Source organism: Arthrobacter sp. 35W, assembly GCF_000482545.1.
In the GTDB taxonomy this organism is placed as follows: Bacteria; Actinomycetota; Actinomycetes; order Actinomycetales; family Micrococcaceae; genus Specibacter.
In genome coordinates, this window is the sequence record NZ_KI519454.1 from 2,625,912 (window position 1) to 2,640,013 (window position 14,102).

13 protein-coding genes are annotated in these 14,102 nt (G+C 69.6%); 8 read left to right on the forward strand and 5 right to left on the reverse strand.

Going from position 1 to position 14,102, the window contains the following annotated elements; genetic code table 11:
- Nucleotides 1-6 precede the first annotated feature (6 nt).
- The gene (locus tag K254_RS0111725) at nucleotides 7-669 is read right to left on the reverse strand and encodes a helix-turn-helix transcriptional regulator (protein WP_026555523.1); all 663 of its coding nucleotides are present in this window, start codon (nucleotides 667-669) and stop codon (nucleotides 7-9) included.
- Between the two features lie 120 nt (nucleotides 670-789).
- Between K254_RS0111725 and folE the strand changes: the two genes are divergently transcribed.
- From folE to K254_RS0111745, 4 genes are all read left to right on the forward strand, one after another.
- Nucleotides 790-1,428 (forward strand): GTP cyclohydrolase I, encoded by a 639-nt coding sequence (gene folE, locus K254_RS0111730; protein ID WP_081710029.1) that lies wholly within the window; start codon nucleotides 790-792, stop codon nucleotides 1,426-1,428.
- Nucleotides 1,429-1,543: 115 nt separating this feature from the next.
- On the forward strand, nucleotides 1,544-2,815 hold the full coding sequence (locus K254_RS0111735; protein WP_231391821.1) for an NAD(P)/FAD-dependent oxidoreductase: 1,272 nt from the start codon (nucleotides 1,544-1,546) through the stop codon (nucleotides 2,813-2,815).
- 8 nt (nucleotides 2,816-2,823) lie between these two features.
- On the forward strand, nucleotides 2,824-3,783 hold the full coding sequence (folP, locus tag K254_RS0111740) for a dihydropteroate synthase (protein ID WP_035750077.1): 960 nt from the start codon (nucleotides 2,824-2,826) through the stop codon (nucleotides 3,781-3,783).
- A complete protein-coding gene (locus K254_RS0111745; protein WP_155848520.1) occupies nucleotides 3,780-4,562 on the forward strand; it encodes a pyrimidine reductase family protein in 783 nt (260 codons plus the stop codon). Before folP ends, K254_RS0111745 begins: the two co-directional genes overlap by 4 nt.
- 102 nt (nucleotides 4,563-4,664) lie before the next feature.
- On the opposite strand, the gene K254_RS0111750 is transcribed toward K254_RS0111745, so the two are convergent.
- From K254_RS0111750 to K254_RS0111760, 3 genes are all read right to left on the reverse strand, one after another.
- A complete protein-coding gene (locus K254_RS0111750) occupies nucleotides 4,665-7,874 on the reverse strand; it encodes a glycosyl hydrolase family 95 catalytic domain-containing protein (RefSeq protein WP_026555528.1) in 3,210 nt (1,069 codons plus the stop codon).
- A gap of 151 nt (nucleotides 7,875-8,025) precedes the next feature.
- Nucleotides 8,026-8,718 carry a hypothetical protein gene (locus K254_RS0111755; RefSeq protein WP_051389090.1) on the reverse strand — a complete coding sequence of 231 codons (693 nt, stop codon included), beginning with the start codon at nucleotides 8,716-8,718 and terminating at the stop codon, nucleotides 8,026-8,028.
- Between the two features lie 2 nt (nucleotides 8,719-8,720).
- Nucleotides 8,721-9,692, reverse strand: a complete 972-nt coding sequence (locus tag K254_RS0111760) for a diacylglycerol kinase family protein (RefSeq protein ID WP_051389091.1) — start codon at nucleotides 9,690-9,692, stop codon at nucleotides 8,721-8,723.
- A gap of 74 nt (nucleotides 9,693-9,766) precedes the next feature.
- On the opposite strand from K254_RS0111760, the gene K254_RS0111765 reads away from it, so the two are divergent.
- The 4 genes from K254_RS0111765 to K254_RS0111780 all read left to right on the forward strand — a co-directional run bounded on the left by K254_RS0111765 (nucleotide 9,767) and on the right by K254_RS0111780 (nucleotide 12,989).
- Complete coding sequence (locus tag K254_RS0111765; RefSeq protein ID WP_231391822.1) at nucleotides 9,767-10,735, forward strand: J domain-containing protein; 969 nt, start codon at nucleotides 9,767-9,769, stop codon at nucleotides 10,733-10,735.
- Nucleotides 10,736-10,814: 79 nt separating this feature from the next.
- Nucleotides 10,815-11,282, forward strand: a complete 468-nt coding sequence (locus K254_RS0111770; RefSeq protein WP_026555532.1) for a tRNA (cytidine(34)-2'-O)-methyltransferase — start codon at nucleotides 10,815-10,817, stop codon at nucleotides 11,280-11,282.
- A gap of 45 nt (nucleotides 11,283-11,327) precedes the next feature.
- Nucleotides 11,328-12,128: a class I SAM-dependent methyltransferase gene (locus K254_RS23010; RefSeq protein WP_035749254.1), complete on the forward strand. Its 801-nt coding sequence runs from the start codon at nucleotides 11,328-11,330 to the stop codon at nucleotides 12,126-12,128.
- 105 nt (nucleotides 12,129-12,233) lie between these two features.
- Complete coding sequence (locus K254_RS0111780) at nucleotides 12,234-12,989, forward strand: MerR family transcriptional regulator (RefSeq protein ID WP_026555533.1); 756 nt, start codon at nucleotides 12,234-12,236, stop codon at nucleotides 12,987-12,989.
- A gap of 116 nt (nucleotides 12,990-13,105) precedes the next feature.
- On the opposite strand, the gene K254_RS0111785 is transcribed toward K254_RS0111780, so the two are convergent.
- On the reverse strand, nucleotides 13,106-14,089 hold the full coding sequence (locus K254_RS0111785; protein ID WP_026555534.1) for an electron transfer flavoprotein subunit alpha/FixB family protein: 984 nt from the start codon (nucleotides 14,087-14,089) through the stop codon (nucleotides 13,106-13,108).
- Nucleotides 14,090-14,102: the final 13 nt, after the last annotated feature.

Sequence of the window (14,102 nt, forward strand, 5' to 3'; positions counted from 1 at the left end):
CGGGCGTCAGGTGCGTTGGATGCGGGCGCAGCAGTAGGGGCCATCGGGGTCGGGGACCACCCTCAGGCCTGGATCGGCGCAGCCGGCGAGCGCGCCGGTGAGCAGGGCGCCGTTGAGCGAGCAGACCACCTCGGTGTGTTCGCGGGCCAAACGGTGGAAGGGGCAGTTGGCCAGCACAAAGCCGCCGTCGCCGTCGTCCTGCGGCGCATAGCCGGTGGCATCCAGCACGGCTTCCATGCTGCCCTCGCGCTCGCCGCGCTCCACGCCCTCGAAGTACGCCACCTCCCCCAGCGACTCGGCCACCGGGGCCCCCGTGGCCATGGAGCGCTCCACGGCCCGGGCCAGCAGGGCCGCGGCGAGGTCGTAGTGGCGCTCGGGCACGGAAGCGGAGACCTCGGTGACTGCGGCCTTGTACAGCTTGGCCGGCCGGCCGGACCCGGGGCCGGTGCGCGGCCCCAGCTTGCGGTACTCCACGGAGAGCAGGCCGGATTCCACCAGCCGGTCCAGCTGGGCCAGCGCCGTGCTGCGCGGCAGATCCAGCGCGACGGCGCAGTCCTCCCGGCTGAGCGGCTCCCCGCTGGCACGCACCAGCGTGAACAGGGCACGGCGCACCGGATCGCCCAGGGCGGCCACCGATGCCAGCCTGTCTGCTTCATGCGCGTGCGCCATGCGGGCTCCTTCCTGCTCTCGCCGCCTCGGGGCGGTGGACTCAATGCGGCGACACAATGTCTTGACCATTTGAGTCTGCACTTCTAAAGTCAGAAATACAAGCTTTAGAAAGGGAGTGCGATGACCATCCACAGCACACAGCTGGGCCATCTGTCCGACGACGGCGGCGTACTGGCGGAATTTGCCCAGGAGTTCGACGACGACGGACGCCCGGCGGAGCGGCCAGGGATCGACCTCCCGGCAGCCCGGGCGGCAATTTCGGACTTCCTCACGGCGCTGGGCCGGGACACCAGCGATGCCCATCTGGCCGACACTCCGCGCCGCGTGGCCGATGCCTTTGCCGAGATGCTCACGCCGCGGCCCACGTCCTGGACCACCTTCCCCAACGAGGAGGGCTACCAGGGCCTGGTGCTCGTGAAGGACATCCCCTTCAACTCCCTGTGCCAGCACCATCTGCTCCCCTTCCGCGGCATCGCCCACATCGGCTACCTGCCCGGCGAGCGCCTGGTCGGTCTGTCCAAGCTGGCCCGCGGCCTGGAGCTCTTTGCCCGCGATCTGCAGGTGCAGGAGCGGCTGACCCAGCAGGTGGCCGACTGGCTGGAGGAGACGCTGGCGCCACGCGGGGTTGGCGTGGTGCTGGAGGCGGAGCACATGTGCATGTCACTGCGCGGCGTCCAGTCCGCAGGCACCCTCACCCGCACCGCCGTCTTCACCGGCCTGCTGGAACCTGACGGGCCGCTCCGCCGCGAGTTCCCCTGACGACCACCTGCCATTCGACCTCCGGCCGTTCACACTGGGTGCACTCCGGCGGAGAATCAAGAGAGCACCGTTCAACACCGCAGCACCGATCAACACCGCAGAAAAGAGCAGCGCCATGAATGCAGCAGCAGATGCAGTGCACGTTGACCACTCGATGGTGATCATTGGGGGCGGGCTGGCCGGTGCCACGGCCGCGGCATCCCTGCGGGTGGACGGCTTTGCCGGGGCCATCACCATCGTCACCCAGGAGGCCGAGCTCCCCTACCAGCGCCCGCCCCTGTCCAAGGGCTTCCTGGCCGGCAAGGAGGGCGAGGACGCGCTCTACCCCTACCCGGCGCAGTGGTACGAAGAGAACAGCGTGGAGCTGGTGACGGCGGATCCGGCCACGGCCATCGATCCCGCGGCGCATACGGTGGCCCTGGCCAGCGGCCGCACGCTGCACTACGCCAAACTGCTGCTGGCCACCGGCGCCAGCCCTCGGGTGATCCCCATCCCCGGGCTCGATCTTGAGGGTGTGCACTACTTCCGCACCAAGAGTGACAGCGAGCGCCTCAAGGCCCTGCTCTCCGAGGGCGGACACTCGCTGGTGCTCATCGGCTCGGGCTGGATCGGCATGGAGATTGCAGCGACGGCACGGGAGCTGGGCAACGAGGTGACGCTGCTGGGACTGGAGGATGTCCCGCTCAGCGCCGCCATCGGCCCGGAGCTGGGCAGGGTCTTCCAGAACCGCCACCTGGCCGCCGGCGTGCAGTTCCGACTGCCGGCCTCCGCCGCATCGATCAACGCCGCCTCCGGCACCACCGGCACCGCGGGTGGGAAAGTGGGCAGCGTAACCACCAGCACCGGCGAAGAGATCCCCGCGGATCTGGTGGTGGTCGCCGTCGGCGTCGTCCCCAATACGGCCCTGGCCCAGGCCGCCGGCCTCACCCTGAACAACGGCATCGAGGTCAACGCCCATCTGGCCACCTCGGCGCCGGACATCTTTGCCGCCGGCGATGTCGCCAATGCGCTGCACCCCGCCACCGGAGCCCACGCGCGCAGCGAGCACTGGGCCAACGCCATCGCCGGCGGCAAGGTCGCGGCGCGGTCCATGCTGGGCCACAACGCCGTACTCAACGACATCCCGTACTTCTACACCGACCAATTCGATCTGGGCATGGAGTACTCCGGCTACGGCGCGCTGGCCCAGGATGCCGAACTGGTGGTCCGCGGCAGCCTGGACAGCAACGAGTTCATCGCCTTCTGGCTGCGCGGCGGCAAGGTGGTGGCAGGCATGAACGTCAACGTCTGGGACGTGCAGGACGCTATCAAGGACCTCATCCATTCCGGGCGCACCGTCGACACGCGGCGTCTCGCTGACCCCGCTGTGGCGCTGGAGGAGATTTGATGGAGGGGATGACTATTCTCCAGGACCCCAGCTCCTTCCGCCCCGGCACGGCCTCCCCCTTCTACGAACCGCCGCTGGCGCATCCGGTGCACCATTTCGGCGCCCGGACCCTGGATTTCAGCCGCCAGGTGGCCCTGATGGCGATCATCAACCGCACTCCGGATTCCTTCTACGACGGCGGGGCCACCTTTGCCCTGGATGCCGCCGTGGCGGCGTCGCTGAAGGCCGTGGACGACGGCGCCGACTGGATCGACATCGGCGGTGTACCGTTTTCGCCGGGTCCGGCGCTGAGTGCCGAGGAGGAGGCGGACCGCGTGGTCCCCGTGATCGCGGCCGTGGCGGCCGCCAGCGACGTCATCATCTCCGTGGACACCTTTCTGCCCGAGGTGGCCGCGCGCAGCATCGCCGCCGGCGCCCATGTCATCAACGACACCACCGGCCTGGCCAACCCCGAGCTGGCCGAGGTGGTGGCCTCCAGCGGGGCCCACCTGGTGATCACCCACTCGCTCGCCAAGCCGCGCACCATCTACCCCCGGCCGCAGTACGGCGACGTCGTGGCGGAGGTGGCGGACTTCCTGCGCCGCAAGACGGAGCTGGCACTTTCGCTGGGCGTTCCGGGCGAGAAGATCATCATCGACCCAGGGCACGACCTGAACAAGAACACACTGCACACGCTGGAGATTACGCGCCGTTTCAATGAGATTGCTGCCCTGGGCTTCCCGGCCCTCGCGGCGGTGTCGAACAAGGACTTCATCGGCGAGACGCTGAACCAGGACAAGGTGGACAGGCTGGAGGGATCGCTGGCGGCTGCGGTGATCTGCATCCTCGGCGGAGCCCGGATCGTGCGGATGCACAATGTGGCGGCCTCGCACTCGGCCGTCCGCTTCACCGAGGCCACCCTGGGCTGGCGGGCGCCGGCGTACCTGAAGCACAATATGGGCGATGTGAACGAGCCGGTCAAGCGGTGACGGGCGCCCCCATCGAGCGGCTGTTCCCCGCCCCCGGCCCGGTGCTTGATCCGTCCGCAGCCGGCGATGCGCAGCTGCTGGAGTGGTATTCCGCGCCGGCCGGCGTTGATCCCGGCACGCCCTGGGTCAGCTTCAACTTCGTCGCCAGCCTCGACGGCGCCGCCACGGTGGACGGGCGCTCGGGCGGGCTGGGCAATGCCGCGGACCAGCGCATCTTCTCCCTGCTGCGCCGCCATGCCGACGTGGTGCTGGTGGGTGCGCAGACCATCCGCGCCGAGGGCTACGCTGGCGAACTGCTGAATGCCGCGGGCCAGCAGTGGCGCCGGGAGAATGGCAAAAGCGCGCACCCGGCCGTCGCCGTCGTCTCCGGCAGCCTTGACCTCGATCCGGCCGGCGAATTCTTCACGCTGGCTCCCGTGCGCCCGATCATCATCACGACGGCGTCGGCTCCTGCCGCACGTCGTGCGGCGCTGTCCGCCGTGGCCGACGTCGTCGACGCCGGGGATGCAGACCTGGACATCAACGCCGTCGTCGCCGTTCTGGCGGAGCGCGGCCTGCTGCGCATCCATTCCGAGGGCGGACCGCATGTACTGGGCAGCTTCACCGCCGCCGGGCGCGTGGACGAGCTCTGCCTGACGCTCTCCCCGGCACTGGCCGGGGCCGGGGCGGGTCGGATCACGGCCGGCCCGGCGGCGGCGGACCTGGCCTCCATGGAGCTGGCACATGTGCTGCGCAGCGGTTCCATGCTGTTCCTGCGCTACCTGCGCTCGAAACGCTGAACGGAGCACTGAAACGGCAGCACCGAAAAGCACAACGGCCGGTTCCGCCACACAATGTGGCGGAACCGGCCGTTCTGCGTCTGGGCCCTGCGGGCCGAAACCCTAGCTCGGGGAGAAGGGCTTTTCCTTGTGCCCGGGCTTGGTGGGCTTGACCTTGTAGTCCTTGCCGTTCATCCGGACGGTGATGTTGCCCTGGTTGGGCGACTTGTCGCCGATGACAGTCACTTCCGTCACCTTGCCGTCCTTCCAGGTGCAGTCGAGCTGGTAGCCGCCGCGGGCGCGCAGCCCGGTGAAGGAGCCGTCCTTCCAGCCCGCCGGCAGGGCGGGCAGCAGCACGATCGTGCCAGTGTGGCTCTGGATCAGCATTTCCGCCACGGCGCCGGTGATGCCGAAGTTGCCGTCCATCTGGAACGGCGGATGGTTGCAGAACAGGTTCGGCAGCGTGTTGAAGCGCAGCAGCCCACGCACCATGAACCGTGCACGCTCCGCATCGCCCAGACGCGCGAACAGGGCCGCGCGCCACGGCCACGTCCAGGAACGCCGGCTGTCACCGGACACTGTCCCTTCGGAGAACGGCACGCCCTCCCGCTCGCCGCAGCGGGCCTTCAGCGAGACCAGGGCCGCCGCTGCCAGCTCCGGGGACTCGGCAGCATTGATCTGGCGTCCGGGGTAGACGGCAAACAGGTGCGAGGTGTGCCGGTGGATGTCCGTGGGGCTGTCCCGGTCGGTCTGCCATTCCTGCAGCTGGCCCCAGCTGCCGATCTTGTTCGGCGCCAGCTTGGACTGCAGCTCCTTCACCCGCGCCTGGTAGCCGGCGTCGGCCTTGGCCGCCTCCTCGCAGTCAATGTAGTTCTGGAACAGGTCCCAGATGATCTGCTGGTCGTACATGACGCCGTTCTCGCGGGGGCCGTGTTCCGGCGACCAGCCGTCCGGGGCCACCAGACGGCCGTCGGCGTCCTCAATGAGGCGGTCCTCCCAGAACTGGCAGATCTCCTTCAGCAGCGGCAGCGCCGTCTCCCGCAGGAATTTCCCGTCTTGGCTGAAGGCCCAGTGCTCGTAGACATGCTGCCCATACCAGGCGCTGGCCACGGTGTTCCACTCCCAGGAGTTGCCGCCGAAGATGCTCTGGCTGGTCCGCGCCGTCCAGCCGCGGGTGTTCTGGCCGAAGGCGTTGCGGGTGGCCACCCGGCTGGGGATCGCCACCTGCTTGATGAACTCGACCAGGGGCTCGTGGCTTTCGGCGAGGTTGGTGGTTTCGGCGCCCCAGTAGTTCATCTGGATGTTGATGTTGGTGTGGTAGTCAGAGGCCCATGCCGGTGAGTTGCTGTCGTTCCACAGGCCCTGCAGATTGGCCGGCAGGCCGCCGGGGCGCGAGGAACCCAGCAGCAGGTAGCGCCCATAGGTGAACATGGTCTGTTCCAGGCTGGGATCGTCCTGCCCGGCGCCGTAGGCGGCCAGGCGGACGTCGGTGGGCACCTTGGCAACGGCGTCCGGCGTCGTGCCCCAATCGACCGACACGCGGGACATGAGCGGGGACAGCTCCGCCTGGTGGTCGGCGCGCAGCTTGGCGTAGGGCAGTTTGGCTGCCGCGGCGATGGCTGCGGCGATGCCCGGCTCCGGGTCCGCCCCGCGCCAGCCGGCCGCGGCGTCGAGCTTGTAGTTGGTGCGGGCGTCGAGGATGAGCGTCATGGCCGAGGCCCCGGCAATGCGCAGGCCCGCCCCCTCGGCGGACACCGTTCCGTCCGTGTCGACGATGCGCAGGGTGGCCGCGTGCTTGAGCTGGTTGGCCATCATGCTCGAGAAGCCCAGGGACTTGGCCGAGGCATCGGCGCTCGTGGTGGCGCCGTCCTGGCCGGATGCCAGGGCAATGGAACCGGTGAGTCCGCCGGGGCGGTCCGTCTCGTAGCGCAGCACAACAACGTCGGCGGTCCGGCTGGCGAACGCCTCGCGCAGGACGCGGTTGCCGGCGGTGCCGAATTGGGTGACGTGGATGCCCACCGTCGGGTCAAGGGCCCGCCGGTATTCGGCGACGGCGTTGGCCGTGCGGGAATCGAAGCCGGAACCCAGCAGCGCCACCTCGGCGATGCGCAGGCGGGCGGCATTGGCAGCGCCGCGCAGTGTGAGCCGGTAGGAGCTGTAGGCGGCCGCACCGGCCAGGGTGGTCGTGACGGTCTGGCCGCGGGTGGCGAAGGGCGCCCCCGGGGACTTGGTGTCCAGGGTGGTCCAGGTGCGCCGGTCGCTGGAGCCTTCCAGCACCCACGACGTCGGATCCTCGCCGGCGTTGTCCGCGGCGGAGGTCAGCGCGTAGGAGGTCAGGGCCACGGCCTTGCCCAGATCCGCCTGCCAGAGAACTCCGGATCCCAGATTGGGTGCGACCCACGCCGTCGCCGCGGAACCGTCCACGGTGCGCGTGATGTCCGCACCCGCACCCTCGCCGTCGGCCTGGCCGGACGGGGAGGAAAGGTACAGCGCGGACTGGCCGCCCATCCGGACCCCGTCCAGGGCGATCTCGGAGACCTGGAAGTGGCTGACACCGGCCTTGGGCGTGAAATCAAACTTGTAGAACAGGTAGGCGGTCTGGTTGGCGGCGGTGAAGTCCTTGGCCTGGCGCCGGGCCTCGAAGGGCGCCGGCAGCGTGCGGCTGTCGATCGCCGTCCAGCTTTCCCCGTTCTGGGATCCCGACAGCGTCCACTGCTGGGGGTCGCGGGCCGGTACATCGTTGGCGCTGGTCAGCGTGTACTTGGACACCGCGACGGCGGCTGGCAGCTTCACCTGCCACGTGACCGTCGACGGCGGTCCGTCGATGCACCACTTGGTGGCGGAGTTGTTGTCGACGGAGGCGTCCACACCCTCCGCACCCCAGATCTTGTACGGACCACCCGGGGAGGTGACGGCGGGCTGCTCGGCAAAGGTGACCACCACGTCGCCAAAGTTCCGGTAGGAGCCGAAGCCCGTCACGGATGTGTCGTAGGCACCGTCCGGCTGGCCGGCCAGAGCGTTGTCGTAGTTGTTGACGCCGCCCCACAGGCTCTGCTCATTGAACTGGATCCTGTCCCGGGAGGGATCGCCAAAGAACATGGCCCCGAGCCTGCCATTGCCGACGGGAAGGGCGCCGGACTGCCAATCGGTGGCGGGCAGCTGGTACCAGAGGGCGTCGGCGGACAGGGCCGGATGCGGAGCCAGTCCGACGGCGGGGCGGAGTCCAGGTGCCGCGGAGGCCGCGGAGGCGAGGAATTGGGTGGCGAGAGGCGTGAGGGCCAGTGCACCGCCAAGCTTGAGGATCTGGCGGCGGTTGGGGTGGGCGACGGTCATGAACAACTCCTGAGCAACATTGGTCGGTTGTTTGCAACGCAAGGCGCCTGGAAATATCAATCAGCGGCGCGGCGCCCTGCCAGTTTGGCATGCGTAACATCCGATGTCTACGACCTTGGAGGAGTTGTTCGTTGTGTTGCGCGTGGAGCCGTCAGCGGCTGGGCGGAACCACCGACAGCCGGGCCGACGCGGAGGCCGTGGCCAGATCCAGCGCGGCCTCCGTGGGGCAGGCCAGGGAAATGAACAGACCCATGTCCGCGGCGGACACCATCCGGCCCCAGGCCGCCACCGCCGAGCCGGAGGCGGCGTCCCGGCTGCGGTAGGACAGGAAATCGATCGACGGCCCGCCCTTGCCGGGTTCCTTGTTCCACGACCAGGCGGCGGGCTTGAGCGAGGATTCCACCACCGACGGCATCAGGTACCGGAACAGCTCCGTCGTGGCCGCGCGGTCGTCCCCGGACGTGGCCAGCGGCCCCTGGTTGACGGTGGTCCAATGCACCAGCGTGCAGCCGGCGGCATTGGTGTACTTCTGCGATCCGGCGGCCGGACTGGGCGCGGCCGTCCACTCGGGTGCCGCGGCATCGGAGCCGTAGGATGCCGTGGCCAGGGAGTCGGCAAAGGCGAGGGGCTCGCCGGGCGACAACGTTGCCCCGGCGGCAAAGGTCATGTCAGCAGCGGCCACGGCGGCGGCATCGTGTCCCGCCGTGGTGGCCGGAGCGGCGAAGCTGGTGGGTGCCGCGGCAGTGGGCGGAACCTCCTGCTGGGCGGGCAGCGAAATGGTGCACCCCGCCAACGCCAGGGCAGCCACCGCAACCACGCCGCCCGCGGCCAGGCGCCGGCGCACGCCTAGCACCAGACCTTCAGCGCGCCGGGCGCCGCCGTGACCGTGGCCGGCAGCGGCCCCACCCGCTCACCGTCGGCGTAGCCCACCACGGCGTCGGCGTCGATGGACACCGAACGCACCCGGCGGATCTGCACCGCCGGATGCGTGGTGTGGCGCCCGGCAAAGACGCGCGGGAAGATCGCCAGGAACGTCAGCCTGGACAGCGGCGAGACGATGAAGAGGTCAAGCATGCCGTCATCGTAGCGGGCGTCGGGAGTGATCTTCATGCCGCCGCCGATGGAGATGCCGTTGGAAATGGAGATCAGCACGGCGTCCAGTTCCTCCGGCACGCCGTCCACCACCAGGCGGTAGTGGAGGGGTTTGAGCGTGGCCAACTCCCGCAGGATGGCCAGGTTGTAGCGGGCCTTGCCCCGCGGGAAGCGCCAGCGGTTGGCGCGCTCGTTCACCAGCGCATCGAAGCCGGCGGAGAGCGCACCGGCAAACCAGATCCTGGACGGCAGCGCCGATCCCCCGGCGCCGCCGGGTCCGGCGGTTTCCGCGCCGGCACGTTCCAGCAGGCCGAGGTCGATGGTGCGCGGCCCGGCGGCCGTGGCGGCGAGGAACTGGTCCACCGCCGCGTCGATGCCCTTCAGGGAGATGCCCAGTCCGCGGGCCGTGTCATTGCCTGTGCCCGCCGGGATGATGCCCAGCGGGACATCCGACCCGGCCACGGCATTTACCCCGAGGTGGACCATGCCGTCGCCGCCCACCACCACCACCGCCTGGGCGCCCGCCGCCAGCTCAGTCTCCACGGCGGCGGCCAGCTTGGCGTAGCTGCCGCGCCGCAGCACCGCCACCTGGTGCCCGGCGGCGCGCAGCCGCGCCACCACCGTCTCACCGGCGTGGGTGGAGGCGCCAAAGGCCGCGCGGGGGTTGATGGCCACGGCAATGCGCAGCCCTGCTCCGGAAGGCCCGGTCGCCGTGGGTGTAGTCATCGGTACGCAATTATGTCAGGGGCTGCGCCGTTAGGATGGACCATGCCCCGCAGAAGACAATGGAAGGTGCGTCCGTGAACGGTTCCCTGCCGACGCACTACCAGGTGCTGGGCATCGAGGCCGGTGCCACGGCGCAGGAAATCAAGGCGGCCTACCGCAAGGCCGCGCGCAAATCCCACCCGGACCACGGCGGCGATCCCGCCCACTTCCGCCAGGTCAACGAGGCCTACGAGACCCTTATCGATCCCCTCCGCCGGGCCGCCTACGACAGGTCCTACGGCACCAACCGGCGTGGCTCCGCCGGCGCGTCGGCCCGCCAGGGTGGCTGGAGCCGGCCCGGGTCCGCAACGCCGGGCCCCTCGGCCACCTTCCGCACCGACGCCCGGCCGCGCGAGGCCAAGGTCTCGGCGTCGGACCCTGCCGTCTACGTCCCCGCCTATGAGAGCCTGCCCGACGGCGCGGTGCCGCTGATCGCCCCGGCGCGTGCGGCCCAGCCCGTGCACGGTGCGCCGCGCAAGCGCGGGCTCTTCGGCGCCCAGGCGCGGCTGGCCCGCGAGGCGAGGACCATCCAGCTGCTGATGCAGCAGGTGCTGGCCCAGATCCCCTCCGCCCGGCTGGTGAACGGGCTGGTCTCCCCCGCGGACAACGGCTACATCGACCACGCGCTGCTGGTGGGCTACCGGCTGGTGCTGGTGGGTTCCATGATGCTGCCCGAGGGCGCCTACCGCTGGAATGGCAGCACACTGGTCCACGGCAGCAAGGTGATTGAGCCGCCGCGGATGCTGCCGGCCGTGCGGAAGATGCAGGAGCTCTTCCCCGAATGCAATGTGACGGGCTGGATCGCCGTCCACAGCCCGGACGCCAACCTGTACCAGCCCGTCATCGACTACGCCCGGGGCAGCGAGCCCGATGGCTCCGATCTGGTCCATGTGGCCAACGGAGCCCGGCTGGTGCGGGAGGTGCGGCACTTCCTGGCCGCCGGGCCGGCGCCCAATGTGGTGGACCTCGAAGTGCTCTCCAGGCTGCTGGGCGGCATGCACTAGCCCTGCGGCCGTGCGCCTGAGGGTGCCCACCGTTCGGACCGGTCCGCTGCCTGCGGCGGCGCGTGCCTAAGATGGTCAGGTGTTCCGCATACTTTTCTACACCCCCGAGATCCCCGGCAATACCGGCAACGCCATCCGCCTGGCGGCGATCACCGGTGCCGAGCTGCACCTGGTGGAGCCGCTGGGCTTCCAGCTGGAGGATTCCAAGCTGCGCCGCGCCGGTCTGGACTACCACGACCTCGCCGTGCTGCATGTGCACCCGACGCTCGAGGCGGCCTGGGAGGCGCTGGCCCCGGAGAATGTCTACGCCTTCACCTCCGACGGCGAGGCCTCCTACACGGACATCGCCTACCAGCCCGGGGATGTCCTGCTGTTCGGCCCCGAATCCGTGGGGCTCCCGGAGTCCGTCAAGAACGATCCCCATGTGAGCTCCCGCGTCCGGCTGCCGATGCTGCCCTCGCTGCGCTCGCTCAACCTGGCCAACGCGGCGTCGATCGCCGTCTACGAGGCCTGGCGCCAGCACGGCTTCGCCGGCGCCCAGCTCTAGCCCACCGCTCGTTCCACCGTCCGCACCACCCCTGGAGGCAACTCAATGTCCGCACGCGATCCCGGCCTGGCCTTCACCGACGGTGCTCTGCAGTTTGAAACGTGGTCCGAGGCGCTCTGGGACCCCATGGGCGCCGCCGTCGTCGAGGCCGCAGCCCTGCAGCCCGGCGAGAAGGTGCTCGACGCCTGCTGCGGCACGGGAGCTGCCACACTCCCGGCCGCCACCGCCGTCGGCCCCACCGGCACCGTGGACGGGGTGGACCTCTCCACCGGCCTGCTGCGGCTTGCCGCGGCCAAACTGGCCGAGCACGGAATCCTGAACACCACCCTCACAGAGGCGGATGTGACCCGCTGGCGCGGCCACCGCACCTTTGACGCGGTGCTGTGCTCCTACTCGATGTTCTTCCTCTCCCCCATGGAGGCCGGCGTGGAGCATCTGGTGAGCATGCTGCGCCCCGGCGGCCGGCTGGTCGCCAGCACCTGGGTCCAGGGCGCACTGGAACCCTTCGCCGGGCGCATCCTGGAGGCCGCCATCACCGAGCGCCCCCGGCTGGCCGGCGTCGTCCCGGAGCCCAACCAGAATATGGACAAGATCTCCTCCGCCACGGCAATGAAGGAGTGGCTGGAAGCCCGCGGGCTCGTCGACGTCGAGGTGGCCCCGCGCCCGCAGACGCTCACGGTGGATGATGAGATGGCCTGGTCGCTGGTGATGGGCAGCGGCTGGCGCACCCTGCTGCCGCGCGACCCGGAGGCCATCGCCCGGGTGCGGAAGCATTTTGTCCGCTCCGTGGGCCCGCAGGTCCAGATGAACTCGGACGCCCTGATCGGCACCGGCCGCCGCCCCTAGGAATCTTTTCAGCGGCAGCACTTGACCTTGACGCAGCGTCAACTTCTACGGTGGGAAACAGGTCCGGAACACCGGACCTGACACAGTTGATGGAAGGGGCTTCCCATGGCCGGGACGGCGGAGCGGTGGAGCATTGCCGACGTCGCCCACATGGCCAAGGTGACCTCGCGGACGCTGCGCCACTATGACCAGATCGGCCTGCTGCCCCCGGCCGGGACGGCGGCCAATGGCTACCGCTTCTACGGGCGCGCCGAGCTGGAACGGCTGCAGCGGATCCTGCTGCTGCGCGAACTGGGCCTGCCGCTGGGACGGATCGGCGAGGTCCTGGCCGGCCAGCGCGATGCCGTGGCCGCTCTGGCCGTCCACCGCGAGTGGCTGCTGGCCGAGAGCGGGCGCATGTCCGCCATGGCCGCGACGGTGGAAGCAACCATCAACGCCCTGATCCAAGGAGAAACGATGAGTGCCAACGAGCTGTTCACGGGCTTCGACGAGAACCCGTACGAGGAAGAGGCCATCTCGCGCTGGGGCAAGGAGGCGGTGTCGCGCAGCAATGCCAAGTACAACGCCCTCACTCCCGGGCAGAAGCAGGCCATGAAGGATGAATCGGCGGCGGTCAATGCCGAGCTGGCCCGGTGCCACCAAGCGGGGCTGCCAGCCGGCGACGGCGCCGTCCAGGCCGCCGTCGGGCGCCACTACCGGTGGATCTGCTTCCACTGGACGCCAACGGCCGCGGCCTATGTGGGCTTGGGCGAGATGTACCGCGATGATCCCCGCTTCGCGGCCAACTATGAGGACGCCGGGGTGCCGGTGGGCTACATGCTCGACGCGATGAAGGTCTACGCCGCGGAAAACCTCACGTAGGCGGACACTGGCTGGCAGGCCCTCAGAGCCACAACTCCAACGGGGACACGGTTTCCCGCCCAGGACGCGTCCACGATTGCGTCATGAACGGGGAACCGTGTCCCCGGACGGTGCGGCTAGCCGCGGCGGCGCTTGATCTCGGCCGTGGCCTGGGGCAGCACGTCGAAGAGGTCGCCCACGATGCCGAAGTCGGCGATCTCGAACACCGGGGACTCGGCATCCTTGTTCACGGCGACAATCACCTTGGACGTCTGCATGCCGGCCTTCTGCTGGATGGCTCCCGAGATGCCGACGGAGATGTACAGCTGCGGGGCGACAGTCTTGCCGGTCTGCCCCACCTGCGCCGAATGCTCGATCCAGCCGGCATCCGTGGCGGCGCGGGAGGCGCCGATGGCGGCCCCCAGCACGTCCGCCAGCTCCTCCACAGGGCCGAAGTTGCCGTCAACGCCGCGGCCGCCGGCCACCACGATGCGGGCGTCGGAGAGGTCCGGGCGTCCGCTGGCGGGCTTGGGCGTGCGCTCGATGATCTTGGCCCCCAGGCTCGCCGGGGCGAACTCGGCGGTGAACTGCTCGACGGCGGCTGTGGCCGGAACGGCGGCAGGCTCGGCGTCCACGCTGTTGGACTTCACCGAAATGACGGACACGGCCGAGGTGGCGGAGGCCTCCACGGTGTAGGAGCCGGCCAGCACGGACTTCTGCACGGTGATCGCCCCATCGGCCACGGTGAGGCCAACGGCGTCGGAGATGACACCGGCATTCAGGGCAATCCCCACGCGGGCGGCGATTTCCTTGCCCTCAAAGTTGTTGCCCACCAGCACGGCCGCGGCGCCTGCGGCGGTGGCAACCTGCGCCACGAAATCCGCCTTGGGGGCCACGAGGTACCCGGTCAGCTCGTCCTGGCTGGAGGCGAAGACGCGGGACACGCCGGCCCCGCCCAGGGCGGCTGCCAGCTCATCGCTGGCCTCGCCGGCAACGGCTGCCACGGGCTCGCCTGCAAGCCGGGCCAGGGTCAACAGCTCCTGGCTGCTCTTGGACAGCACCGGATGGCCGGGGCTGGTGGAGACCTCGGTCTGGTCGATGAAAACTACTACTGCACTCATACTCAGGCCTTCT